This window comes from Gimesia aquarii (genome assembly GCF_007748195.1).
In the GTDB taxonomy this organism is placed as follows: domain Bacteria; phylum Planctomycetota; class Planctomycetia; order Planctomycetales; family Planctomycetaceae; genus Gimesia; species Gimesia aquarii.
The window spans coordinates 3,099,793-3,125,658 of record NZ_CP037920.1; the positions used below are offsets into that span (position 1 = coordinate 3,099,793).

Annotated in this window: 17 protein-coding genes; 5 read left to right on the forward strand and 12 right to left on the reverse strand. The window is 44.9% G+C overall.

All coding sequences use genetic code 11. The features are described 5' to 3' along the window. Positions 1-7 precede the first annotated feature (7 nt). The 3 genes from V144x_RS12435 to rhaB all read right to left on the reverse strand — a co-directional run bounded on the left by V144x_RS12435 (position 8) and on the right by rhaB (position 4,437). Positions 8-1,459 carry a porin gene (locus V144x_RS12435; RefSeq protein WP_144985478.1) on the reverse strand — a complete coding sequence of 484 codons (1,452 nt, stop codon included), beginning with the start codon at positions 1,457-1,459 and terminating at the stop codon, positions 8-10. 417 nt (positions 1,460-1,876) lie between these two features. Beyond that, positions 1,877-2,815 (reverse strand): signal recognition particle-docking protein FtsY, encoded by a 939-nt coding sequence (gene ftsY / locus V144x_RS12440; RefSeq protein ID WP_144985479.1) that lies wholly within the window; start codon positions 2,813-2,815, stop codon positions 1,877-1,879. Positions 2,816-2,943: 128 nt separating this feature from the next. Beyond that, positions 2,944-4,437: a rhamnulokinase gene (gene rhaB / locus V144x_RS12445; protein ID WP_144985480.1), complete on the reverse strand. Its 1,494-nt coding sequence runs from the start codon at positions 4,435-4,437 to the stop codon at positions 2,944-2,946. A 301-nt stretch (positions 4,438-4,738) separates the two neighbouring features. Here rhaB and V144x_RS12450 point away from each other — a divergent pair, with 301 nt between their 5' ends. Together V144x_RS12450 and V144x_RS12455 are read left to right on the forward strand one after the other, a co-directional pair. Next, positions 4,739-5,296, forward strand: coding sequence for a TMEM43 family protein (locus tag V144x_RS12450; RefSeq protein WP_144985481.1), 558 nt, complete (start codon positions 4,739-4,741; stop codon positions 5,294-5,296). A 302-nt stretch (positions 5,297-5,598) separates the two neighbouring features. Continuing rightward, positions 5,599-6,966 (forward strand): BBP7 family outer membrane beta-barrel protein, encoded by a 1,368-nt coding sequence (locus tag V144x_RS12455; protein WP_197998892.1) that lies wholly within the window; start codon positions 5,599-5,601, stop codon positions 6,964-6,966. A 47-nt stretch (positions 6,967-7,013) separates the two neighbouring features. On the opposite strand, the gene V144x_RS12460 is transcribed toward V144x_RS12455, so the two are convergent. The 4 genes from V144x_RS12460 to V144x_RS28910 form a co-directional block, all read right to left on the reverse strand. Next, on the reverse strand, positions 7,014-8,492 hold the full coding sequence (locus tag V144x_RS12460) for a DUF1501 domain-containing protein (RefSeq protein ID WP_144985483.1): 1,479 nt from the start codon (positions 8,490-8,492) through the stop codon (positions 7,014-7,016). A 61-nt stretch (positions 8,493-8,553) separates the two neighbouring features. Continuing rightward, a complete protein-coding gene (locus V144x_RS12465) occupies positions 8,554-11,667 on the reverse strand; it encodes a PSD1 and planctomycete cytochrome C domain-containing protein (RefSeq protein WP_197998893.1) in 3,114 nt (1,037 codons plus the stop codon). Between the two features lie 268 nt (positions 11,668-11,935). Then, positions 11,936-12,874: a PIG-L deacetylase family protein gene (locus V144x_RS12470; protein WP_144985485.1), complete on the reverse strand. Its 939-nt coding sequence runs from the start codon at positions 12,872-12,874 to the stop codon at positions 11,936-11,938. Positions 12,875-13,030: 156 nt separating this feature from the next. Further along, positions 13,031-13,915: a hypothetical protein gene (locus tag V144x_RS28910; protein ID WP_197998894.1), complete on the reverse strand. Its 885-nt coding sequence runs from the start codon at positions 13,913-13,915 to the stop codon at positions 13,031-13,033. A gap of 399 nt (positions 13,916-14,314) precedes the next feature. Here V144x_RS28910 and V144x_RS12475 point away from each other — a divergent pair, with 399 nt between their 5' ends. Both V144x_RS12475 and eno read left to right on the forward strand, forming a co-directional pair. Then, on the forward strand, positions 14,315-15,361 hold the full coding sequence (locus V144x_RS12475; RefSeq protein WP_144985486.1) for a phosphotransferase family protein: 1,047 nt from the start codon (positions 14,315-14,317) through the stop codon (positions 15,359-15,361). Positions 15,362-15,476: 115 nt separating this feature from the next. Beyond that, a complete protein-coding gene (gene eno, locus V144x_RS12480) occupies positions 15,477-16,835 on the forward strand; it encodes a phosphopyruvate hydratase (RefSeq protein WP_144985487.1) in 1,359 nt (452 codons plus the stop codon). 100 nt (positions 16,836-16,935) lie between these two features. Here the strand turns inward: eno and V144x_RS12485 are convergent, their stop codons facing one another. Both V144x_RS12485 and V144x_RS12490 read right to left on the reverse strand, forming a co-directional pair. Beyond that, entirely contained in the window at positions 16,936-17,982 is a 1,047-nt protein-coding gene (locus V144x_RS12485; protein WP_144985488.1) for a hypothetical protein, read from the reverse strand. A gap of 117 nt (positions 17,983-18,099) precedes the next feature. Continuing rightward, positions 18,100-20,337: a serine/threonine-protein kinase gene (locus tag V144x_RS12490; RefSeq protein WP_144985489.1), complete on the reverse strand. Its 2,238-nt coding sequence runs from the start codon at positions 20,335-20,337 to the stop codon at positions 18,100-18,102. 197 nt (positions 20,338-20,534) lie between these two features. Between V144x_RS12490 and V144x_RS12495 the strand changes: the two genes are divergently transcribed. After that, positions 20,535-21,164: a sigma-70 family RNA polymerase sigma factor gene (locus tag V144x_RS12495; RefSeq protein ID WP_144985490.1), complete on the forward strand. Its 630-nt coding sequence runs from the start codon at positions 20,535-20,537 to the stop codon at positions 21,162-21,164. 3 nt (positions 21,165-21,167) lie between these two features. Here V144x_RS12495 and V144x_RS12500 read toward each other — a convergent pair whose 3' ends face one another. The 3 genes from V144x_RS12500 to V144x_RS12510 form a co-directional block, all read right to left on the reverse strand. Next, on the reverse strand, positions 21,168-22,229 hold the full coding sequence (locus tag V144x_RS12500) for an LOG family protein (protein WP_144985491.1): 1,062 nt from the start codon (positions 22,227-22,229) through the stop codon (positions 21,168-21,170). Between the two features lie 53 nt (positions 22,230-22,282). Next, the gene (locus V144x_RS12505) at positions 22,283-22,648 is read right to left on the reverse strand and encodes an STAS domain-containing protein (protein ID WP_144985492.1); all 366 of its coding nucleotides are present in this window, start codon (positions 22,646-22,648) and stop codon (positions 22,283-22,285) included. Between the two features lie 122 nt (positions 22,649-22,770). Beyond that, a complete protein-coding gene (locus tag V144x_RS12510) occupies positions 22,771-25,665 on the reverse strand; it encodes a HEAT repeat domain-containing protein (protein WP_197998895.1) in 2,895 nt (964 codons plus the stop codon). Positions 25,666-25,866: the final 201 nt, after the last annotated feature.

The window sequence follows — 25,866 nt, forward strand, 5'->3', positions numbered from 1 at the left end:
GCTGATATTAGAAGACGAGAATGACGTCTGTACCAACTGTGAACTGGCTGTCTTTGGTTCCCCCATCTGAAGTGGTCCAAGGATCAGCGCCATCTGCCCAGTCCCAACGAATTTCAGGACGAACGCGGATGCAGGAATTCAACTTATAATTCAAACCAGCGGTAATTTCGTAATAGCTTGTTCCTGGATTACCCAGCTGAGTACCGTTGTGGTCTCTCCACCATTCAGCACGGATACCAGCTTGAGCACACTCACTCATTTCATAGAACAAGTACTGGTTGATACCATAGGCTTCCGCATCCTGACCAGGATCGTTGATGTCTCCATTACGGTAGAACATGTGGTCGTGTTGGAACACGTAATTCAGATTGTCAGTCAGTTTTTGTTGAGCAACAATACTGAAGACAGTCAGGTTAGATGTTCCACCGAAAGCGTCATTTTCACTACCTGTGCTGAGAGCGAAAGCAACAGAAGTGTCTTCGCTATCACTGGTCCAGGTTACTGAACCCAGGAAGCTCCACTCATTGTTTTGATTTTCAAAATCATCCCAACCGGTAGTGATACCACCTGTCAGAGCAACATTGTCACTCAAATCGGTACTGGCTAAGGCACCAGTGTGAGTAAATGGCTCATCATACTGCATGGTATAAGCATGTGAGTAGAAGAAGTTATCGGGAGCGGGAACGACTTCGTATCCAATGACGGTATAGAAGTGACCAACGTTTACAGTCAGACCGTTTCCAACAGGTGCATAGAATGATGCATACAACTGTGGCATTGCCAGTCCGATTTGGTTCGCGGTAGCAATGTCGTTGTCAGACCATGTACCATCGAAGTTCGGAGTATTATTAGGACCACCGAATACAGCGGTATCAGCGGCATCAGAACCGACGAGCAGGTCAACACGGCCACCCCAACCGAAGCAGTCTTCGTTGGCTGCGGCGTCTTTTTCTAAGACAAAGTAGAGCTGGTTCAACATGAATTGGCTATCAGCCTGGTTGAATCCAACACCGGGTGTGTTCAAGTCGTTAGAAGGACGGTTACCATTGAAGGTAATACCGAATTCTAACCAACCACTTAGACTCCAGCCGTTGTCTTCCAGAAAGTTACCGCAACCATCACAGTCATCAAACAGTCGAGTCAGACGACCACTGCAGCAATCACCATCATCAGATGATTCTTCTTCGCCACAGCAGGTGTTGGGGTCTGTGCAACTATTCGGATCTGTACATGTTTTGGGGGCACAGCATTCTGCTGTTAAACGATCCAGTTCAGCGGCAAGCTTATCACCGGCTTCTTCATACACTTTCGTGCAGCAAGCATTTGGCTGAGATGGTGTGCAAGCTGGGGCACAGTTACCATCACCACCAAATGCTGGCGATACTGCCATCAGACCAAGCCCACTTAAAAGGAGCCCAGTCAGCCTGGCTTTTCTAGTAATTTCATTCAGTTTTTGCATATTTTAACTCCTGAGTGCACTTATGAGGTGCCTGGTCTCCGTACCGTCAATCGGGAAGGCGCATAAGCTTTCAAAAACATCATGTGAAAGCGAAACCGACGGTGAAATTAGTTTTTCCATCGTTAGAACTAGGCGACCTGGAATGGTCGCTAAATTGAGCGCTAATGCAACGATGGTTCTAACTCGGAATATCGGAACTATTACTATTCACTTTGACCAAAAGAATTAGCGTAAGCAAAGGCTGTATAATCAGGAGGGGTTTGCCTAGTTATCTAAATACTCATAGCAGAATATCTTACCAAATACCTAATATTATTAAATTTGCATAAGTTTTAAGCACTTGCGAGAACATAAATTACGATGTCGAAAAGAAGTGTTTTAATAGAAACGAATTAGGCTACGCGTAGTTTCACAGCACTATTCAAATAGCGCGTCTACGAACCCCTGTGAGTTAAACAGTTCCAAGTCGTCAATTTGTTCGCCAACACCGACATACTTAACGGGTATACCCATCTTCTGACGAATCGCGACGGTCACTCCACCACGCGCGGTTCCATCTAATTTTGCTAAAATTAGTCCGGAACATTCAATTGCTTTCGTGAAATGCTCTGCCTGACTCACTCCATTTTGTCCCGTGGTCGCATCCAGAACCAGCAGACTTTCGTGTGGTGCCTCGGGGACTTTTTTACTGATGACACGTTTAATCTTTTCCAGTTCTTCCATCAGATTCGCATGGGTTTGTAATCGACCTGCAGTATCAATAATCAGGTAGTCTGCTCCAGTTTCTAATGCACTTTCGCAGCCTGAATACGCGACACTCGCAGGATCGGTGCCATCAGGACGTGTCACAATTTCGCAACCTAATCGGTTGGCCCACATAGTCAATTGTTCTACAGCGGCCGCCCGAAATGTGTCTCCCGCAGCTAATACAACGGTTTTGTTCTGTTTGAGCAGTAAGTTAGCCAGTTTGGCGATCGATGTCGTTTTTCCGACACCGTTCACGCCTGCGACCAGGATCACTGTCAAACCGTTCGGATTCTTATTGAGCGGAGACAAGGGGTCTGCGATATCCCATTTTGTATCGCCTTCCCCTTCGAGCAATGATCTCAGTTTCTCTTTGACTGTTTCTTCGATTTCGTCCAGAATGACGGTGCGGCCACCATGCTTTTTGCGGATCTCTTCACAAATTGCAGAAGCAGAAGTGACTCCCATGTCTGTTTTAATCAGGCGTGCTTCAAATTCTTCGATTTTCTGATCATCGAGAATCTCACCTGCTTTGAATAAGTCGCGAACATCTGTTCGCATGACTTCTTTTGTTTTTTGTAATCCACGTTTTAAGCGGTCAAACAGACCCATTTTCCTACTCTCTGATATTTATATTGGATAATTCTGAATTCAATGATTAAAAAGTCCTGGACCGGATAATATAGTGTTCTGGTACAGACGACAAGTAGCCCAAAGCGGGGAGTCGGGCCTTTCATTGATTAGGGAGCCGATTGTGAAAGATCGTCAAAGCGTTGAACCGCCTGATTCCAAATTTCACTGTCTTGTGGTTCATATCTGTTGGTTTCAGTAGAATTCAAGACAATTTCACGGATTTCGGCCAACGAACTCACTGAACCTGCAGCTCTGGCTTGTACCAATACATTCCCCAAACCTGTGGCTTCCACGGGACCTGTGATCACTGGGACTTGACACGAATTGGCTGTGAATTGATTCAAGAGCTCATTTTTCGTACCGCCTCCTACAATATGGATCACTTCGATAGAAGTGCCCGTCAGTTCTTCAAGCCAACCAAGGACTTTTCGATACTTCAAAGCAAGGCTTTCCAAGGCACAGCGAATAAATTGGCCTTCGGTTTCCGGAATCGGTTGTTTGGTTTCTTCGCAATAATTTTTGATCGCATCCAGCATGTCATCAGGGCTGAGAAACCTTGGATCATCAGGATCGACCAGAGATCGAAAAGCGTCAGCTGCAGCCGCTGCGTTTGCCAGTTCTGAGTAGTCCAGAGTTTTACCACGGCGTTCATAGGCGCGCCGGCATTCTTGAACCAGCCAGAGTCCCATAATATTTTTTAATAATCGATAGGTTCCGTCGACCCCACCTTCATTAGTAAAGTTCAATTCAAACGCACGCTGACCGAGTACTGCAGAATTAACTTCGACCCCCATTAAAGACCAGGTTCCAGAACTGATATAAGCCCAGTCTGCTGTTCCGGTATGGGAAGTGGGAATTGCGGCAACAGCCGAGGCAGTATCATGCGTAGCCGGGGCAATGACATCGATTTTACCAAGACCCGTTTGCTGCATCACTTCATCACGAAGTGTTCCAAGTTTTGTTCCGGGAGGGATAACTTTGGGTAACATGGTGGTTGGAATTTCCAGCTTACTTAATAAATCCTTAGCCCAGTCACCCGTTTTAGGATTCAGGCATTGTGTGGTTGTTGCATTCGTAAATTCAACGACTTGACTACCTGATAAGAGCCAGTGAAAAAAGTCTGGGATGAGGAGAAATATTTCCGCCTGATTTAATAAATCAAGATCTGTTTCTTGCATTGCCAACAATTGATAGAGCGTGTTAAGCTCCATAAACTGCAAGCCGGTTGCATTAAAAATATCCTCCTGCGGAACACGTGAAATTGCCAGTTTCAGCATCCCTTCAGTTCGGGAGTCGCGATAGTGATAAGGCTGTCCCAGTAGTTCCTGTTTTTCGGAAAGTAAGACATAATCGACTCCCCACGTATCAACACCGACCGAAGTAATTTGATCGCCATATTTTTGTGCGGCAAGCGACAATCCTTTGAGAATGGATGACCAAAGTCCAATCACATTCCAGCGACGGGTTCCCGCAACCGGAACTGGTCCATTACTGAATCGGTATATTTCTTCGAGGCGAATTTGCTTCCCATCCAGCAATCCTGCCAATACACGGCCACTTTCAGCACCTAAATCAATTCCCAAAAAACACTGTTCCGGCATTGAATAATCCTTGTCCACAGAAGATGAATATTTTGATCGGTTCGTATTTATCATAATTCGACGACAAATACATAATATAAAAACTTCACTGGAATTTCATTGGATACTGGTTGTCCCCATTTAAAGAATTACAGATCATGGTAACATCTGATTTCATGGTTGTTGTTTGACAATTGTAACCTTTTACTCATGAACGATCGCTGTTCGTAATCTTACACATATTATTAAGAAACTTTCGATTATAGATGTGAACTAGACACGATTTTCTTAGTTCCACCACATTATTGAAAAGCCGAATGAAATGAACCAGAAATCTGAAGAAACAGTAGAAAATTCGTTCGGAACACGATTCAAAATCGCCTTGAAAAATCTGGGTATCGGGATCGTATTTGTTATTGCGGGACTGTTTTTACTTTGGCATAACGAATCAAAAATTCTCGATAGAGAGATCCGTATTGCTCAGGCAGAATCTATTCTCTCAGAAAATCAGGAAACGACGACTGACCAGAAAGAGAACGAAACAACAGAAGATTCGAATTTAAGTAAAGCTACACTGTTTAACTGGGTATTACGGATAGCTGGATGGGTCATACTATTTCTGGGTCTGGCGACTCTCTTTAAGCCTTTGGTCGTGCTTGTGGAAAAGATTCCCTTATTGGGTAACTTTGTAGGACGTGGGATTACTGTTTTTGCCTTACTCAGTTCTTTAAGTCTTTCGCTCATTCTTGTTTCTGCAGTCTGGATGGTGGCGAGACCGGTCTATGGTGCCGTTTTACTTTTATTGGGTATTGTTCCGCTCCTGATCCTGTATCGTTCTGGTAAGCGTGCGCGATTAAAACAGGCACTCAAACAAACCTGAGCTCTTTTACGACCACGTTTTTTGTAATTGTTACATAAAAAGAATACAGTCTTTCCCTTGGTGTTCTATCTCTCCCAGTGTGTTGCAAGCATGCCTGCGGGTTCCCAACTTTCTGTCCAAGAACGCAGGATTCCTACAAGTCGAATAACCCATATAACCGATACCTTTGATATATCTGATACTCTTCACGCAGAAATTCCTGCGCTGCAGAGTCATTTTTTGCTGAAGCTGTCTTACATGGAAGGCAGTTTCGTAGAGTCCCTTGGCTTGTAGACTTCTATAAAATGAGATTGAAGTACAACATGGTAAATCCGGCCTACCGATTGATGCTTGGGATGATAGTGATCTTGTCAGGGACAGGGCTTCGTTCTGCACAGGCGCAGTATAATACTGGAGCGCCTGCTCAACCGGGAACAATGTTTACGTCCGCTCCTTATCAGCCTCAGTATTCACCAGAGCAAAATTACGGAACAGATCCGGAATACTATCAATCCATGGATCAATATGCTTCTGGTTATAACAGGAGCCTCTATTATGGAGCCGGCGATCAATCAGAAATGATTACTCGTGTATTGCCCGTCGATCGTGGTTGGGCCTATGATCATCCAGCGGATGGCTTCTTTAAGAATATTGTTTCTAACAGTTGGATGCGAGTTGAATATTTACTCTGGAAGGCACCACCTGGAAACCAATTGATTGGTACTGAGCTAACGTCAGGTAACGACCCTCGGCTACCATTTGCGACGGCAGATTTCGATGGATTTAATACACTTTCCACCAAAGAGCTCGACTTAAGTTCAATTGGTAAGGAAGGTTCCAATGGAATTCGGGGAACCTTCGGTGTGGATTTTAATAGGGGAAGCATTGAGACTTCTTTTTTCGGGATGGATACTGACTCCAGTGGTGTTTCCATTGGAGTGCAAGACCTGTTGGGTCCCAATAATGGCCAAACAGATTTGATTTCGATACTAACTTTGTTAGATGGTCAGCTGGCTGATGTAGGGCGAAATTTTAATCAGAAGTTTGAAGTGGAATATCATTCTCAGGCTTGGGGAGTGGAAAGTAATTATGTCATTAATACTGAGCGCCTCTTTTTTAGAACCTATTATGGGGCGGGTGGATTGCAAATTCGTCCCATGGTTGGTTTTCGTTATTTGAAGATTGGTGAGGAAATGGTCATCAAGGGGGGCTTCGAAGAGCTAAATACAGTTCCTCCACAACCTTTCTTTGAGACGACCATTAATTCCACTACGAATAACAAACTATATGTCCCTCAAGCAGGAATTCGCATGGAATTCGTGCATCCCTGGTTTACTATTTCAGCAGAGCCAAAGGTTGGATTTGGTGTCAATAACTATAACGGGAGCGTGTTAACGAATCAATTTTTCGGGCCAACGGACCCTACTCATGTAACACAAATCTCAAAAACAAGATTTGCACCCACATTTGAATTTGGCGTGAATGCCAGAATACATCTCAGTGAAAATTTCACATTTAACGTGGGTTACAACTTCTTATGGGCCAATCAAATCGCCAGACCAGGAACAATTACTTACTACAATGTTTCTTCTGCTAACACAACCGATGGCGTATCGTTACGAGCCCAAGACAGTCTCGACAGCTATAAACTGCATGGTTTGGTCATTGGTGGCGAAATTCGCTTACCGTAAAACGGCAATGGGTGAATTGAAAGAATCAACTAACAGGTCTACCTCAATCAGGCGATCAGTTTTTCTACGATTTTTCCGCCAACATTAGTCAGTCGGATATCGAGGCCACCAAACTTCTGAGCTAATTTTAAGTGATTCATGCCAAACAAGTGGAGCAACGTTGCATGAAAATCATTAATGTGTACCGGCTCATCTTCCACTGACCAGCCAAGTTCGCTCGTCTTACCGATGACCTGTCCGCCTTTGACACCTCCACCGGCCATCCAGAGGCTGAATGCGTTGGGGTGATGGTCACGGCCCGTAACTGCTTTAGAGCCAGTACGATTTTCACCGAGTGGTGTTCGCCCGAATTCCCCGGCCATCACAACCAGAGTGGAATCGAGTAACCCACGTTGCTTCAGGTCTTTCAATAATGCGGCGACGGGTTGGTCTACGATGTTCGTATTACGGGTAAGACCGGCATCAAGACCGCTGTGATGATCCCAGGAAGCATGATAGAGATTAATAAATCGAACACCCCGTTCTACCAGCCTGCGTGCTAAAAGACAGTTGCGGGCAAAGGCCGCTTCGGCGTCCGAGCCTCCTCCTCGTTTCCCTTTTTTGGTATCACCCTTTCGATTGACTCCATACGCGGTTTGAGTTGCTTTGGTTTCGCTTGATAAATCAATCAACTCAGGAGCCGAGGATTGCATTTGAAATGCTAATTCATAGCTGGCGATGCGGCTGGCAATTTCCTCATCACCAGTCTGGTCAAGCTGCTTGCGATTTAAACGCTTGATGGCTTCCAGCCCCGATTTTTGAATTTCCGAACTGATTCCCGGAGGATTATTCAAATTCAGAACCGGCTCACCTTTATTTCTGAATAGAACTCCGGCATAAGTCGATGGTAAAGAGCCGCTTGACCAGAGCGATGCACCTCCACTTGCACCACGTCCTGCTGTTAGTACAACATAACCCGGTAAGTTGGTAGATTGACTTCCCAGTCCGTAAGTCAACCAGGAACCGATGCTGGGCCTGCCGAACCGACCGACTCCGGTATTCATCATGAGTTGAGCGGGATGGTGATTGAACTGTTCCGTATACATTGAGCGAACCAATGCGATATCATCTGCACAGGAAGCGATATTCGGAAGTAAGTCTGAAAATTCGGTCCCACATTCACCATGTTTGGTGAATTTTCGAGGGCTACCACTCAAAGTTGCGGTTTCTTTGTTGATAAACGCAAAACGAACTTTTTCAGTGACCTCTTTAGGAAGAGGTTGTCCATTTAGCTCCTGGAGTTTTGGTTTGGGGTCATATAGATCAATTTGACTAGGACCACCGGCTAGAAAGATAAAGATACAGTTTTTCGCTTTTCCTGGAAAATGCGAGTCTTTGGGGGCGAGAGGATTTGACAGATTGGTATCCGAGGCAAGTAAACCTTCTTTTTCCATCATCGCAGCCAGTGCATAACCGGCAACACTGCATGAAGAGTTCAGCAGAAAGCGACGACGTGCCAGATTTAAAGAGTCAGAATAGGTATTCATCGTTTTTTCTGTCCAAATCGAAAAGTGATCTTTAAAAATTACATGTAGTTTTTTTATGCTACTAGCTACGTGTGACAAACTCATCCAGATTCATTAAAACTCGTCCAATGATAATCCAGGTTGCTACTTCTTGCGGAGTACTGCCAGCAGGAATCTTTTGACCCTTTGTCAGTTGAGTCACGGCTTTCTTATCCGACTTCAGGATTTGAGTTTGATCTCGATATAGTTGCTTAACGATGTTGATATCCTCATCCGAAGGTGGTCGTGCCAGGCAGAGTTGAAACGCATGTTTGATACGAGTATCGAGTTGAGAGCCCTTGTTTTGTGTTTCCGCAACAATACGTTTTCCAAGTGTCTGCGAACATTCAAAAAAGACCGGGTCATTCCAGATTGTGAGCGCCTGAATGGGAGTGTTTGATCTTTCTCTACGTGTACAGCTTAGATTGGAATCAGGAGAATCAAAGGCCATCAGCATGGGGTACGGAACCGTTCTTTGGAAAAACGTGTATAATCCTCGCCGGTAGCGATCATCCCCTTTGCTGGTAGGCCATTTGACTGAATTCGCGTATCCCAGGCTGGCAACACCATCAGGTTGGGGGGGATTCACACTGCGGCCTCCGATCTTATGTTTCAACAATCCACTGACGGCAAGCGCCTGATCACGGACGATCTCAGCTTCAACGCGTAGACGGTTTTGATGAGACAACCAGGTATTGTACGGATTGCGTTCTGCCAGCTCTGGTCTACTGTTTGAAGACTGGCGATACGTGGCTGATGTGACAATTAATTTATGGAGCTGTTTCAAACTCCAGCTATTTTCACGGAATTGCGTTGCAAGCCAATCCAGAAGTTCTGGATGAGAAGGAGGTTCACCCTGTGTACCAAAATCATCAAGAGTAGACACGATGCCGCGTCCAAAATAATGGTTCCAAATACGATTCACGGTGACCCGCGCCGTTAACGGATTTTGGGGGCTGAATAACCACCGCGCGAGATCAAGACGATTTGGTTTTTGAATGTTCAGCGGTGGCAGGACTGCGGGTGTGTTTGGCTGAACTTCGTCAGCCGGGTTTAGAAAATCACCACGAACCATAAGATGTGTTTTGCGAGGGACCTTGAGGTGGCTCACGACCTGAGCTTTTGTTGTTTCAGCCGGATTCTTGGGTGCTTTTTTTCTGTGGGCGAGTTCGGCATCTTTCAGCTTTTTAAGCTGAGGATCTATTGTACGGTAGTATTCCAGAAGTTCCTGTTGTTGAGAAGCAGTTCGTTGATTACGAGGTGTGTTTAGCGTATCAACGATCATATCCGTCATACCTGTCAGGGGCAATGGTTTGGATCCGGTAGTCAGTGACAGTCGAAATCGCCCCAGGTTATGATACAGTTTTCGCGTGGTTGAGTGCTGAAGTGAAACGGTAACGAGCGTACCTTTCTCAGAACCAAAGGCAGTTTTGGTTTCAAAGGTTGCGATCTGTTTCTTTCCCAGCTGTGGACTAATCGACCATCCGGTATGGGGGCTGTTGTTAATGACACGGTCAACTTTATATCCCGCCATCTCAAAACTGGCCTGAGCTTTTTGGAGAGGAACTTCTGTCGTTGTTTGGGGAGATTCCAGGTCCGCAGCTTTCACTGTGAGCATTGTCAGTTCGAAATCTCCGGAAGGGCTACGTCCGGGACCATTTTTCGGAAGGCTGGGATCTGGTAATACTTCAAGGCGGATTCCGTTGATGTTTTTCAGGTTAGTCTTGAAAGTGATCGTATAAATTTCTGCGCGTCCCGGGTTATGTCCTCCCGCCAATATAGAACGATCGGGCAGGATCTTGAGGGTTGTATTTTGTTTGGCATGGACTGACTCGGGTTTCAGAATGGTCCAGATTGCCTTTTTCTCGGGATTTTGCTGTTCCCATTTGATCAGTGATTGATTCAGATTAGTTTGTTCATAGCCCTGAATCGCTTTGACAAGTGGGCCATGGTCTTTTTGATAAACTTGATTTGCCTTTTCGTAGGCGGCACGTTCTTCAGGCAGGGGAGCACCGATATTCGGTTCAGTCAAAGAATTGAAGAAGGCGTACAGCCGATAATATTCGCGTTGAGTGAGAGGGTCGTACTTATGGGTGTGACATTGTCCACATCCCACAGTGATTCCCAGCCAGACTGATCCCAGTGTATTCGTGCGGTCGACGGTTCGCTTGACGCGGTCTTCTTCCGGATCGGTCCCGCCTTCACGGTTAATGAGAGTATTTCTATGGAATCCGGTTGCCACCAGTTGATCAGTCGTGGGGTTGGGCAATAAATCACCGGCGAGTTGTTCAATCGAAAATTGATCAAAGGGCAGATCTTCATTTAACGCATTGATGACCCAGGTTCTCCAGCGCCAGGCATGCGGTCGTTTACTGTCTTTCTCAAATCCGTCACTATCCGCATAACGAGCTAAATCGAGCCAGTGTCTCCCCCAGCGTTCACCATAGTGCCGGGAGGCGAGTAAATGGTCAACTAGTTTTTCATACCAGTTTGGATCTGTATTTGTGGTCCATTTCTCGTACTCTTTGATCGAGGGAGGCAAGCCAATTAAGTCCAGGTAGACTCTTCGAATGAGAGTGCTGCGGTCAGCTTCTTCAGAAGGAAGTACTTTTTCCTGTTCCAGTTTTTGCAGGATGAATGCGTCGATGCCATTTTTGACCCAGGAGTTGAGCTGAACCTGGGGAAGCGGATTTGATTGAATGGGTTGGAACGCCCAATGATCTGAGCCGGGAAGTTTTTCATTTTGATCAGCAGAATCTGGCCACTTTGCGCCTGTTTCAATCCAACGTTTGACCAGTGCCAGTTCTGCTTTAGAGAGAGGGGTTCCTTCACCTTCGGGGGGCATTTTATCGCCATCACCCGTTCCTGAAATGCGGTGATAGAGTTCACTCTTTTCAGTTTGACCAGGGATGATCGCAATTCCGCTGTCACCCCCTTCCAGCGCACGGCTTTTGAGATCGAGTCGAAAACCACCTTCCTGTTTTTCTCGCCCATGGCAAGAATAACATTTGGCTTGAAAGAGCGGTTTGATTTGTTTGAGATAATCAGGCTTGTGAGAATCGGTAATGGTGTCTTTCGCGCAGACAAACGACATTTGGCATACGACATAAAAAGCAACGATTATCCAGGCAGTGAAATGGGTTGCAGGACACTTCATGTTTTGCCTCATATGATCAGGCAATTCAACGATCTGGGTGCGTCTCTGGAAGGCCAATGTTACGCCATCGTAACATGGGAGAACAGGTAAGTCCCCTTTATGATCACTGTAATTGATATACTAAACTGCGAATACTATCTTTGTCAATTCTTTACTTCTTGATTGCGTTTGACTAGACCAGAATCAAAAAAACCTTTAGAGGGGAGCCAGAGCCGTCTCTAAAGGTCTGTTGGTAGTAGTGGTTTAGCTGAGAGATCGATTTGAGAATCTATTTCTTTGTGGAATGTGGAATTGATGCTTGTATGGGGAACAGTTTTAAAAGTGCTTTCCTGTTGGGACGTGAACCATACTCGCATAATTCGAAGGCTTCAGCATATTTGATCTTCTTCCCAATTTCTTCTCCATAAATAGCAATTAGTTCAGTTCGATATTTGTTTGCTTCAGAAGATTGTCTGCGTACCCACGAGGGGCGAAGGTGTTCGATTCTTAACTCCGGTGGATTAGCAGGAGGAACTTTAGCAGCACGTTCCGAGCTTCCTCCAGCACCACCTTCCAGGGATTGTGAAACCAGTTGTGCGACTGCTTTGAGTTTCTGGTCAAATACGTTGTCGATGGCAACAACCACATTCGGTCGGAAGGGGTAGGGTTTTTGAAAGCGGTCGCTGGAATACATAAAAACTGGATTTTTTTTCAAATGTGGAACATTCGGGCAGAAATAAGGGACCGTAACCATGAATGCGGCATCCTGAACCAGCACGCCAACATAACGATGATCTGGATGGTAGTCCCAGGGGCGATGTGAGATGACGAGATCAGCTTTCCATTCACGAATCAATCGCACTATTTTTTTTCGATTTTCCAGTGTAGGCAGCAATTCACCGTCATGAATATCGAGAACTTCTGTTTCAACTCCAAGAATTTTACCCGCTGCTTTGACCTCAGCGGCCCTTCTTTGCGCAAGTGTCCCGCCAGCCATTTCAAAGTGACCAATATCCCCGTTCGTGACAGAGACCAGTTTTACCTTGTGTCCTTGTTGTGCCCACAGGGCAGCAGTCCCTCCATCTTTATATTCTGCATCGTCGGGATGTGCTCCGAAGCAAATGATGCGTAATGAATCGCTTTCTTCTGCTTGAACAGAAAACATGCAGAGTAGAGAGAAAAGTAAAACGAAGGTTATACAGATGATGCTTCTCAAGTTTGTTTTCATGATACTTTGCTCCGGTAATAACTGAGGTTTTTTCTGAATCTTCCATTCAAAATACCTCAGTTTGGAGGTGAGAGATAGAGCTGCGCGCAAAAAAAATCAAGGCTCGGTTTACTGAGCCTTGATTCAAATTTTTCAGTATGTTTTGCAAATATTGATTTAAGGTGAAAAGCTGCGTGCTGTTTCACTTCTGGTTTTGGTCTTTTCTTTTGAATTATCGGCGGTCTCTGTTCGATTCCGTGCTCGTTCCTGTGCCATGCCTACTAATTGAGCTGCAAATTGAATTTCATTTGGCTTGAAGTAGGGAGTGGCAGGAGAGCCACCCAGGTGTTTCACTGATTTAGATGCAAGTTCTTGCCAGCTCATTTTATCGGCCAAATGCCAGGCTGCTGCCTGTCCTGCTTGTTGATTGACCCGACCTGTAGCGACAAACTTGAGAAGTTCTTGCAGTGCAGGATCTTTAACCATATCTTCTGTTTTGACCATACGATACTTCATACGCGGAGCAGGTTCTGCTTTACCATGCTCCAGGCAAACAGATGTGTATGGGACATAAACTGTTTTTTCAGGTGGAATTGAGAAGAAACCTCCACCAGCAGCACCACCGCCGGCTCCTAAACCACCCCCTCCAAGACCACCACCTAATCCACCGCCAGCACCACCGCCGGCTGTTTGAGCACCACCGCCTTGACCTTGACCACCAAGTCCACCGCCGAGTCCTCCGCCACCCAGACCACCACCCAAGGCACCTTGCTTGAGGACTTGAACGGCGAGGAATGTTTCAGGAAGTTTTACATTAAGTGGTTTCGAATTGTTGTTCGTAATCAAAACGTTTCCACCTTTTGAGTTTTTGGCTACGATCTTGACATCGACCGTACCGTCTTCCATAGCGGTGAAAATGTCATCAATCTTCTCTGCAGAGGGATTGTATTTTTGAGGTCGAATGGACTTCTTTGCCGCTTCGAGATTTGTGCTCAGGCAGAGTGCCAGGCAGCCAACGGAAAGAAACATCATGCATCGGGACGTGAGATTTCTGGACAACATAGAAATTGTTCCTGTGGTTCACTTAGAGAATACCACCCAAGTGTGGTGTAAGAATAGAATTCATCGTTCTTACGGGAGCAGTCATTTTTCCCAACTATCCCGTCATCTACATCTTACAGCATATAAAACAGTCCTGGCAATAAAAAGTTGCTTGGAAACGAACTTTTTCACAAGTCAGCTTGAGGGCTGTTTATGTGAAACCGGTCAGGTAAATGATGAGAGGGGCCAGATTGTGCGGATTATGTGGCACATATCAGTGGCAGAGTATTAGCGGGTTCGTAATAATTTCGAGTAATTCGTTCTTGCAAACCGGAGATTTTGGCATTAGAGATCTCCTAAACCCCTGAAAATGTTAATGATTGTTAACGCGAATTCACTTTGAATTGCCAGGAAGGATGTATGTTCCAGGAAATCAATGCAGAGAATGCTGTTGAGTATTTAAAGGCCCATCAACATCTCAAGTCTGATGAAACGGCATCTGCAGAAGCGCTGGCATGGGGGGTTTCTAATATAGTCATTCGTATATATAGGGATGACTCGGAAGACTTTGTGATCAAACAGTCGCGAGAACAACTTCGCACGCAGGCACAGTGGTTTAGTGAACTCGACCGAATCTGGCGGGAGTTGGAAGTCATGCAAGAGTTACAGAACCTGCTACCAGAAGGAGTTGTGCCACGTATTCTGTTTGAAGATCGAGAGAACTATCTGTTTGCCATGCAGGCAATCGATCCCCAGCATCAAGTTTGGAAAGCAGACTTATTAGATGGTAAATTTGATCAGAAAATAGCACATGATTTGGGAAGCTATTTAAGTGCCATTCATCGTAAAAGTTTTATGAATGAAGAATATCAAACGCGCTGGGGGGATCAAAAGGTATTTGATCAACTGAGAATTGATCCATTTTATCGCTATATCGTGAAATCGCACCCGGAAATCAGACCCTGGATTGAAGATTTAATCAAGGAGATGACTGGCAATCAAGTCTGTCTTGTGTTGGCAGATTTCAGTCCTAAGAATATTTTGATCACTGAGCAAGGCATTCATTTAGTCGATTTTGAGACTGCTCATTTTGGTGATCCCGCGTTTGACCTTGGTTTTTTTCTCAGTCATCTGTTACTGAAAGCGATTTTTCATCAAGAACAGGGAAATCATTGTATTCAACTGGCTGAAGGTTTCTGGGAGCAGTATGTTAAGCACGGGGCTCAGTTGTCTCTGCCTGATGTTAGAGAGGCAACCAAAATGGAAGAGCAGGAATTGGGAAGCCGCACGATTCGTCATTTGGCAGCGTGTATGTTATCGCGGGTCGATGGTAAAAGTACGGTCGATTATCTCACCGAGTCTGATCAACAAGACCAGGTTCGTTCTTTCGCTCTTTCTTTGATTCTGGATCCGCCCGATTCATTACAAAAAGCTGTTTCACGATTAACTGAGATGTTGAATTCGTGAACACCAATCGGGTGACGGTTAAGTGATTTCCTGTTATCTTATTAGATGAGTCGGTCGAGTCACTTAGATTCATTAACCATTACATTAGCAACGGCAGTCAGGAGAGTGATCTGTCATGACGCAAATAGAATATGTGCAGGCGCGAGAAGTTTTTGATAGTCGTGGAAATCCCACGGTAGAAGTAGAAATCTGTTGCGCGAACTCTCGCTCTGGCAGAGCCATTGTTCCCAGTGGGGCCAGTACAGGAAAATTTGAAGCGGTTGAGTTGCGTGATCAGGATTTAGAGCGTTTCGATGGATTGGGAGTCACTCAGGCGGTTGAAAACGTCCGTGGCGAGATTGCAGAGGCATTAATTGGTCAGGATGCCGCCGACCAACGCGAGATCGATTCAAAGCTGTGTGAACTGGACGGTACCGAGAACAAATCGCGGTTGGGAGCTAATGCGATCTTAGGAGCCTCCCTGGCAGCCGCCTATGCAGCTGCGGAATCGCAACAGCAGAGCCCCGTTGAGCGTTTTGCTGAAATCTGGTCTGACTATGTTTCTGATAAAGAGGCCAGTCAGGACCAACGAACCTCTTTATTAGCACAGTCAATGTTACTCCCACTACCCATGGTCAATATGATTTCAGGTGGACTTCATGCAGGGCGTAATCTCGATTTTCAAGATTTCCTGATCCTGCCCGTAGGAGCGACTTCATATCGGCAGGCGTTTGAGTGGATTGTGACGATCTACCGTCGACTTGGTCAGATATTGAATAAAACAGGGCACGAAGGATCATTGATTGGAGATGAAGGTGGTTACGGTCCCAAGCTAAGCAGTAATAGTGAAGCGGTCAAGTTTGTTGTAGCAGCCATTGAATCTGCAGGATTGAATCCTGGTGAAGATGTCGCTATTGGATTGGATGTCGCCAGTACTCACTTTTACGATTCCGAAACAGGAACCTACCATTTAAATGCAACGGGAGACGAGGCACTCTCGGCAGATGACGTGATCGATTTGCTAGAGCGGTGGGTCGATACGTATCCGATTATCAGCATTGAGGATGGTTTAGCGGAAGATGACTGGGAAGGCTGGAAAAAACTGACTGAACGATTGGGACATCGCGTGCAATTAATTGGTGATGATTTTTTTGTCACCAATCATCGACGTTTGCAGCAAGGGATTGACACTCAGACGGCGAACAGTGTTTTAATCAAACTGAATCAGATAGGAACGCTTTCTGAAACTCTGGAAACATTAAAAATGTCTATTGATCATGGGTATTGGCCTGTTGTTTCTGCTCGTAGTGGTGAAACAGAAGATACGACGATTGCCGATCTCGTTGTGGCAACAGGGGCGGGGCAGCTCAAAGTGGGGTCGGTCGGGCGGAGTGAAAGACTGGCGAAGTATAATCAATTGCTCAGACTGGAAGAACAGTTATCTGATCGAGCAGGTTATCATGGAGGCCAAATTTTTTCCTGTTTGAAACAATAAAATCCATTTCCCATGCTGACCGCTACTATATAAAAAAAGCCTCCGAATATTTCGGAGGCTTTTTTTTTCGATATAAGGCGTCGATTCAGTTCCGCATCAACTAATTCGCGACGACCTGATTTCCTTTTGATCCCTGTTCGGGCAGGAGATCAACGTCGAGTGTTGCCAGTAACTGGCCTTTTTTATTCATAATGTGCATCTTGGCTTCAGTCGCCTTTCCTAATCCGATTTGAGGAGTCTGGAAACCGAGTTTCGTATCTTCCCATTTTTCAATTTTAGCGGGCAAACCCATTTCGTTGATTTCAATAATAACCATCCCTTGTTCATTTCCTAATCCCTGGGCTGTTAATTGAAATTGTTGGCCGGCAACTAAGGCAAGACGTTCAGGTTGAGCTTTTTCTGTGTTGGCTGGTGCTGCGACAACTGCTACCCCAATTTGGTTAATGAAAACTGGCTCACAAGAGATGATTTGACAAGGAACAATAATGGGGTCTTCACAAATAACAGGATACCAGGGCCGGCAAACTGGTGGACACCAGGGACGGACGTTGATGTGACACCAGGGACGATGCCAGAGGTTGTGGCCATGATGATGTCCTATGTGATGACCATGGTGACCATGGAAAAAATTCTTGTGTTTGATGTGCTTATTGTGATGCAGATCTGGTTTATGTTGTGGTTTGAAAGGATGTTTCGTATTTACTTTACCAATTTTTGAAAAGTCTTTTTTCTGATTTGTGATTGGTCTTTTTACGAACGGTCTTTTCATATTATTTTGTGACGAAGGAAATTTAATATCTTTTGTAAACTTATGGTTCGTGGTTTTGTGAAAACCTTTGAAGTTTGAGTTTTTTGGAGTCACCTTTTTGAATTGGGATTGGTAATTATATTTGGGAGTAAACTTTTTTGTCTGTGGGGCATGGAATTTTTGCCTGGTGCTGAATTTCTTCATGGATGTATTTCGGTTTTGGTGTGAAGAAAATGAGCGGCTGCGGTTGCCTTTGTTTTGGGAACTGCGATTACTGAATGACCGACCTGATGATCGTCCAAAAGACTTTTTTGAAGAGCGATTTCCGGCTGAAGCGTCTTCTGTGATTGTGAGTAAGGTGACCACAACACATGTGAAGAGAGTTGTTGCAAATTTCATCGTTCCGTTCCCTTAGTTTATGATTGGTTAGAGTTGAGTTTGTTGTCTCACACTCCACCAAGCGGGAACGCTTAAAATTTGTTACAACGTTTTATTGAAAAAACATGAATCAAATGATCACTGGTTTGTGTGGCGGTTCTTAGAATAAAGTGCGCTAAGGGAATCAAAATCAGCCTGAAGTACTTGAAAAACGCGCAAAATGCTGACTGCACCAAGAGTTCCAGCCACAGTTAAAATACCAATTGCAATTTTATCATCCAGATTGATCATCGCCAGTGAAGCGATACTGAGCATGGGGACGAGGAATGCCATAATCAAATAAACCCAGGTCAGACGTTTCATCTGTTTGAACGTATCTGGTGCCTGCTGACTGAAATCATTTTCCTTAAGCAAGCGAGGATATATTGCGTGCAGGCTGAGATAGGTGATTCCAAAAAAAGGATAGCTGGCAGCGATGAGACCACACAGTAAGAGTGAACCCAGGAAATGTGCGTAGGCAGAAGCTGGCAATGCGCCAATGGCATAGTGCATACTGATGGGATACGCGATCCCCGCGATGATCCATTCTGTCGTGCAGATGAGTGCAGCATAATGTCCCAGTCGTAGACACCGCTTTTGAATGAGTTTGGTATGCCGTTTTTCTTTATGGTTCTCAGATGTTTCCCCATGACGAAATCGGAGTGTCGTCCAGGTCAGCCAACCAATCAGGCTGAGCCCCAATGGATAAGCAATGAGATTGATGACCGTTTGAATTTGCCAGAACGCCTCTTGTGAGTTCTTTAAATGTTCAACGATATGCTTTTGATTGTGGAAGAAATTGAACAGGCCCGCGAAAAAATTAGGGATCAAAACAATTAAGATCACAATGGGAACTTCCCAACCTTTCAGGTGTGAGAACCAACTTGTGGACGGGGGAAATAAAATCTGCTGTGCTCGGGGATTGAGGCACAATTCCAACTGGTTCGCCAGATTTGCTCCGGACGTCCAGCGTTCTTCAGGTTCGGGAGCTAGGCATTTTTGAAGCACAGTGACCAGATGCTCGGGGCAGTCGGGAGGCAGGTGTTGTGGACTAGCTTTCAATGAAGCGCCTGTCTTGCGTTGTGAAATCATCTGTTTTAAGAGTGTCGACCAGCCTGAACTGACTGGAAGATCTTGAAAGGCACGAACTCCCGCTAATAATTCCCAGAGTACTAAGCCAAGGGAGTAAATGTCACTTTTCTCGTCAAGACTTTCCGGCAGCCGTTGATGTGTGGGGTCGTAAGCTTCCAATTGTTCTGGGGACATATACGCTAGACTTCCCCCAAAATAAGCAGCAGGTGTGGTACCTGTGACGGCAGAACTGAAGCTGATATTAAAGTCGGCCAGTTTGGGAATGCCTTCCGCTGTCAGCAGTACATTTGCTGGTTTGATATCACGGTGCAAAACCCCTTTCTTATGTGCATAATTCAATGCGTTTGCCAGACGAATTCCCAACCAGCAAATCGTTTCCGGCCATGTGAGGGAGTTTATCTTTTGATAAATTAAAGACTCGGAAGGCCGAGATTCCCCACGTAACTCCAGAGATTGGTTCACCGCGGAAACCAATATTTTTCCTGAGCGTTCTGCGGGTGCTGTTTTTCGAATGATCTCAACCACTGACTGCAACGTTCCTCCGGGAAGGTATTGCATATACAGCAAACGAATTTTTTTGTCAGGCATGATGCGCTGATCGAATACTCGTACGATATTATCATGATCTAATTGAGCCAGTGTTTGTGGTTCGCTACTGGAATCTTCTGAAATTTTCAACGCGACGATACGTTGCATCGAAGTTTGACGTGCCTGATATACTTTCGCGAATGCACCTTTACCTAACAATGTCAGAAGCTCAAAATCATCGACGGTGTGTCCTGGCTGAAAGTGGTGGAACGCTTGTGGCGGGGACTGATTGATGATTTTTGTGGTGACATAAGCATGATTCAAGTCAAATAGCTGTTCCAGTTGGGGGCTGACAGTGGGAAATAAACTGAGATAGTCAGCAGGATCCACTTCAAAACCATTTTGACGAAGCAGGTGAAATTCTTCATACAGTAGATCTACAGGGAGCGTGTCTTCGAGCAGCATGGGGAATTCGTCGAGATATTCCTTGATGCGCTTGGGAAAGTTAAATCGTTCCCAACGAAATTCCAGATCAATTTTAATGAGTTCAATTAACAGGAAACGGCTAAGTGTTTCATTGTTATGCTGATACTGCTTGATTTCCGGAGGCGCTTGTTGTGTTTCCCAGTCATTTACAAACTGTTCCATCACTTCAGTCAATGCAGAGAGAGCGCTCAGACTATCTAATGAATCCAGTTGATGCAAAGGTTCAGACAACAGTAAGCTCCTGAGAGGGAGAATGACAATCCGACTAAAAATATCGTGACTGTTTCAGTAGCTGGCTTGTTTTGACGATGGTATAAAGAGAAAAACGTTCCACACATTTATGTAGTATAGTAATCGATCAACAACAGTGTGGAAAGTAGTACGCTTCTCGGACTTTGTCGGCTTATTGCAGGAAGTATGAGATACTTATGACGACTGATATCGAAGTTCTGATTAACCAGATAAAAGAGGGGAATGAGCCGGCTTTACTGAAGTTCATGGAAATGCATCGAGATCCTCTGATGGCATTTATTAATAAAAACATGAGTGATGGGCTGAAAAGTAAAGTAGAAGCAGCAGATATTCTACAGGAAGTTTCCCTGAGTGCTGTTCAATCCTTATCCAAAATGGATTTTGAACATAAGCCACCGTTTGGCTGGCTCTGTCATCTTGCTGATCAAAAAATTATCGATAACCATCGGAAATATTTCCAGGCACAAAAACGGGCTGCTGGTCGCGAGGTCAAACAACAGTCAGCCAGTGATGGTGAGAACCAAGGGTTCATGGATTTACTGATTGCCAGTATCACCAGTCCCAGCCAGGCATTCTCGCGTGGTGCAAAGGAAATGAAATTGCTTGTGGCGCTGGAGTCGTTAGCAGAAGAGAATCGAGAGGCAATTCGTCTCAAGTATGTCGAAGGACTTCCCACAAAAGAGATCGCGACTCATTTGAACAAAACAGATGTCGCTGTTCGTGTGATGGTCAGTCGTTCGATGGCCAAACTACAGGAGATTTTGAAGAACGAAGATGAATTCAAAAGCATGTTAAGTAACGACTGATGCTTACTCTGCTTCGTTTGCAAGTTGGGGCGACAGTTCTGTGTTGATGCGGTCGATCATTTGCCGAAGTCTTCCCAGATTCTTTCGATTGAAAATCAGGGAAATACGTGGCAAGTCAGTCAAGTGAGAATCGTCTTTTTCCAACTCGTGTGCATCGACTTTAGAGATGATACCTGAGGCTAGTATATCTTTGAATTCATCATTCAGTTTTTCGATAAATTCATTGCTCGGTTCAACATGCAAACGTAGCACTAAGCGACCGCTCACATAGCGCATACTGTTATAAACACTATAAAAACCGATAATCTCATCGACTGCATCTTCAAGGTTATCAGTAATATAAAAGAGGGATAAATCTTCTTCTGAAATCAGTTCCTGCTTGAGGAGATTGTTTTTGATAAATGCTTCCCAATCTTTCCAGTAAGTATCACCGGGAGTATCCAACAGCACAATTGGCATTGGGTCGCGTTTGCCGGTTTGGACTAAGGTCAATGTTTCGAATGCTTCATCCAGTGTTCCAAACCCACCGGCACAACAGACGATTGCATGAACTTCTTTCACAAACAATAGTTTTCGTGTGAAGAAATAATTTAAGTTAACCAGCTTCTCGTCTTTGTGAATGACATAGTTGGGCTCCTGCTCGAAGGGGAGCATAATATTGACACCCATGGACATATCTGTGCCTGCACCGACATGGGCTGCTTCCATGATTCCAGGGCCTGCGCCGGTGACCGTCATCCATTTTTCTTCAGCCATTCGGCGGCCGAATTGAAGTGCCTGCTGGTAAGCGGGATCGTCAGGTAGCGTTCGTGCAGAACCAAAGACTGTCACTTTACGCTGCTTGCGATAAGGAGTGAATACCTTGAACGCGTATCTTAGCTCTTTCAGCGCACGATCAAGTATTTTGAGATCACCACGGGTTGCCTGATCCTGTTTTAATTTATCTGCCGTCTCTTTGATGGTGGCGATGATTGACTCATGCGCATAGAGCTCCGAACTATGCTCTGTGGGCAACACGTCTGATTCGGAGACTTCAGGTCGTGTTTTTCGATACTTCCTCGACATGATTCATTAATCCTTTAACATAACTGGTCGAGATGACTCTTTGTGTGATTGATTTACCCCATCAGGGCGTCCAGAGCTTCATCTCTGGTTTCATAAATTGCCCAAAGAGTGTCGAGTGCGGTAATTCTCAATAGCTCGTTTGCCATTTTGCTCGCACCACATAATACAAGCTCACCACCTCTACTTCTGACGTGTTTATGGCAACGTAACAAGAGTGCCAAAAATACGGAACCAAAGTAGCTGACATCACTCAGATCAAATACCACCATCGGAATTTCAACTTCCTGCAGAGGAGACATTACAATATCAGCTGCCTGTTCAATCAGATCCCAACTCATGGATTCGACATTACTTGCTGGAATGATGACAACTGTATTTCCATGCCATTCCAATTGAAAGTCGTCGTGGTAATTAGACATTTGGTTGTTCCGCAATGATTTAAAGCATTCTTTGCAAATAGAAATCTAGCATTCTGTTCCATAATACTGTGAAGCAGGAAATGAGAACAGTCTTTCGGGACCTCAAAACCAAGAATTCATACTTAACGGCCTGTAAACAGGCGGGAAGCTGATTGAGAGTGCTGAGATTGCCACCAATTCATCCAAATTTCGGCTTGTTCTGAATGTTTTTTTGAAGAACTCAGCTCTGCTGGTTGCTCAGAAGGAGGAACCAGCTTTTCAAGGCTGATGAGAATTTCTTTCATAACGATATGATTGCGTTCTGTCCAAGCTGATTGGATGAGCGGTTCGACAAAGCGAGTTTGGCGCGAGTTTCCCATTTCTCTAATTGCATCAGTGCGCATTGAAATGAGAGTATGATTGGAAAGCCGTACCAGTTCCTGCATACCTTGAACATTACCTAAGCGGCTCAAAGCGACAACTGTCTGAAAACGGATTCTCTGATTTGAGTGTGTCAGTAGTGAACGTAAAGAAGGCCCAGGACCATGTTCTGGCGAGGAATTTTGAGTGCCTGTGATTGCAATTGGATTATGGCACTGACCGATTGCATTGATAGCAGTAAGTTGAACGGATTCATTCTTATCATTTAACAGCGGTAATAACCAGATTGCATATTGAGGTAATCCGTATGTTCCAAAGTATTCGCAGCCCAGAATCCGAATATCGGGCCAATTATGATTGATAGCCAGCAAGGCGAGTTGGGCAGCTTCTTCATAATTGTCTTTGGCAATCGATGACATCACAATTCGCCAGACCAGCCTATCTTGTTCTTGAGCCATTATTTTACGAAGGCGTTTTACAATGATCGGACTTAAAGACACATGCTGTGAATTTTGTAAAAGTTGTTGAGCTGCTTTGCGGCGATCTGAAAGATGAACGCTCGCTAGGCGATTCAAAGCAACATAGCTGGGATTTAACTGAGGCAGCAGATCGCTGTAAATTTCTTTTGGTATTTGAATCGAGGTTTCCAAAACCATTTTTTCCAGAATACTGAGTTCTTCTGCCGAAATGCTCAAAAGCTCCTGATAAGCCTGATGGTATTCTGCCGATTGACGGGGGTGATTAAGAATATCCTGGAAGTAAGATTGGATTTCTGCGATTCGGCGCTTATCTTGCTCACGAGGGTCTTGTAAGCCCTGTTTTATGAGTTGGTCCCATAAGCCCCCGGGAAGTTTTTCTGTTTGTATCAGTTCTCTGACAGCAACAATTCGTTCAGATCGGGGAGCTTCAATTGATATCGCACCGCTGGAGCCGATGCGATCGGTCAATTGTAGCACACTGTCTCTTCGAGTTTTATAGACACCTTCTTGAATTCCTTCGAGTAGTAGTGGAATGGCGAGTTCATCAGGCCAGTGTGAGATCGATTGAACAACGGCCAGTTGAACTTCTGAGCTACGATCTCTCATTAAGGAACGAAGTAATAATGCGGCTTCAGGTGAATCAGTTTGGCCTAGTCCTTTCGCTACGGCACGGCGAACTGACGAAGATTTATCACCGATAAGTGGTGCCAGATAGTGTGCTCCCCAGGGAGTAAGGCCAATTGCGGCTGAGATGCGAGAACTTTCCTGGAGACGCTTTGACTGTTGTTTAAGAAGTTCCAATGCAGTTTCGGTTCCCAGGATTCCCATGAATTCAATCGCTTTATTTTGAACTTTTAAGTCGGCGTCTCTGAGCTGGGACGTGAGTATTGTGATAGCGTCAGGGTGATGTACCAAAGCGACCCAAAAACCAAAATTCCAACGCATGGTTGGGTCAGAATCCCAACGAACCTGCATCATATTTTCAGGCCAGACTGTTGTTTTGAAATCTGAATATTTCTCCAATGAATAGCCTGGATGTGAGAATTGATCCTGCTTTGCGTAATACCACAGTCCGTGAATGATACAGGCATCCAAGGCAGACCGTCGTAAAATTTTAGGAGGAAGTGTTGTGTTATCACCGATGTCAAAAGCCTGGTTCAAGGTTGGAATTTTGGCGGGGGGAACAAAACGAGCTAACCCACGGTATAATTCACCACGCAGTTCGATAGAAATGTCAGGTCTTTCTAATAACTGCGTCAATCTGTTTTTGGTCTTGAAGGGAATCGCGTCGGCTTGAGAGAGGACAAGGCACATTGCATTGATGGCAGCATGCTTCATTGCTGGAGAAAGAGGAGGTAATTCAGGCTCTGATTTGCTTTTTCCTGTTTTTTGATTTGGGAAATTACCTTCCACTCTTCTCTCGAGATTTACAATCTTTTTGTCAGGATTATTTTGTGGTACATTGACTGCACGAGTTGGCGCATCAAATATGACTTTTTCTAAAATCGGAAGTGTCTTTAAAGCGGTTGCTGGTTCAAGAGTCCCCCAAAGGATAGCAGCGTTCCAGCCTGCTGGAGAATTCCATTCTGAAATTGCTTTTAATGCCGCGAATTTTCCTTGAGGTCGAACCGATGCCGAATCATCTGTTGAAGTTGGGGAGCTCGTTCTGGTGAAAAAATCTTGTAACATATTCACTGACCAATATTCAGGATCTACTGGTTCATTTTCACGGAGTTGATTTGGTTCTGGCTGAGAATTCTGAGTGGTTTTATTTTCTTCTTGAGACGAAAGATCTACTGTCTCCTGGGATGCGACGGGAGTCTCTTTTTTGATGGGTTCAGAGATCACTTTTTGTTTTTCTAATGGTCCAAACATCCAGCGCTGCACACCCATTGATGAAACAGGGGTATCAGAAATTTTGTCCTGTTGAGTTTTCCATTCTTTAAATGCAGACCAATGATCATTTCGGACCCATAAATCCTGAGACAAATAAGCATGGAGTCCTTCCAGTTCCTTTGGTATTTTCTTTGTTTCTTTCTTGAGTATTGAGGCATATGTCTTTTGGACATTTCGGAGCAGATTCTTTTGACAACCTGAAAGCAGTGCGCAGCAGCTTAATAACCCAGTCAAAATCAGACATGCATAGAGACGCTGATGTATGACTGGTCGTTCTGACAAACAGTTTCTGCTATGAAGGCCAGACTGCATTTGAGGAGTAAAAGTAAAGACAGAGAAAGAAATGATAGGAGAGACAGAGAGAATGGAGGGCAGGATCCTATCAAAAATCAAAAAATGGCAGAAGAGCATTCTGGTACTGATCAGCGGTAAGAGACTGGAATACAGGGGAATCCGATCTCTGATTTCTATGCTTGCTTTTCT

What these genes read in the sequence shown, in the direction of transcription:
- V144x_RS12450 (WP_144985481.1), top strand. Translation starts at nt 4,739, where the DNA reads ATGAACCAGAAATCTGAAGAAACAGTAGAAAATTCGTTCGGAACACGA.
- V144x_RS12465 (WP_197998893.1), bottom strand. Translation starts at nt 11,667, where the DNA reads ATGAAGTGTCCTGCAACCCATTTCACTGCCTGGATAATCGTTGCTTTT.
- rhaB (WP_144985480.1), bottom strand. Translation starts at nt 4,437, where the DNA reads ATGCCGGAACAGTGTTTTTTGGGAATTGATTTAGGTGCTGAAAGTGGC.
- ftsY (WP_144985479.1), bottom strand. Translation starts at nt 2,815, where the DNA reads ATGGGTCTGTTTGACCGCTTAAAACGTGGATTACAAAAAACAAAAGAA.
- V144x_RS28910 (WP_197998894.1), bottom strand. Translation starts at nt 13,915, where the DNA reads ATGTTGTCCAGAAATCTCACGTCCCGATGCATGATGTTTCTTTCCGTT.
- V144x_RS12435 (WP_144985478.1), bottom strand. Translation starts at nt 1,459, where the DNA reads ATGCAAAAACTGAATGAAATTACTAGAAAAGCCAGGCTGACTGGGCTC.
- eno (WP_144985487.1), top strand. Translation starts at nt 15,477, where the DNA reads ATGACGCAAATAGAATATGTGCAGGCGCGAGAAGTTTTTGATAGTCGT.
- V144x_RS12475 (WP_144985486.1), top strand. Translation starts at nt 14,315, where the DNA reads ATGTTCCAGGAAATCAATGCAGAGAATGCTGTTGAGTATTTAAAGGCC.
- V144x_RS12460 (WP_144985483.1), bottom strand. Translation starts at nt 8,492, where the DNA reads ATGAATACCTATTCTGACTCTTTAAATCTGGCACGTCGTCGCTTTCTG.
- V144x_RS12455 (WP_197998892.1), top strand. Translation starts at nt 5,599, where the DNA reads ATGGTAAATCCGGCCTACCGATTGATGCTTGGGATGATAGTGATCTTG.
- V144x_RS12495 (WP_144985490.1), top strand. Translation starts at nt 20,535, where the DNA reads ATGACGACTGATATCGAAGTTCTGATTAACCAGATAAAAGAGGGGAAT.
- V144x_RS12470 (WP_144985485.1), bottom strand. Translation starts at nt 12,874, where the DNA reads ATGAAAACAAACTTGAGAAGCATCATCTGTATAACCTTCGTTTTACTT.
- V144x_RS12500 (WP_144985491.1), bottom strand. Translation starts at nt 22,229, where the DNA reads ATGTCGAGGAAGTATCGAAAAACACGACCTGAAGTCTCCGAATCAGAC.
- V144x_RS12505 (WP_144985492.1), bottom strand. Translation starts at nt 22,648, where the DNA reads ATGTCTAATTACCACGACGACTTTCAATTGGAATGGCATGGAAATACA.
- V144x_RS12485 (WP_144985488.1), bottom strand. Translation starts at nt 17,982, where the DNA reads ATGAAATTTGCAACAACTCTCTTCACATGTGTTGTGGTCACCTTACTC.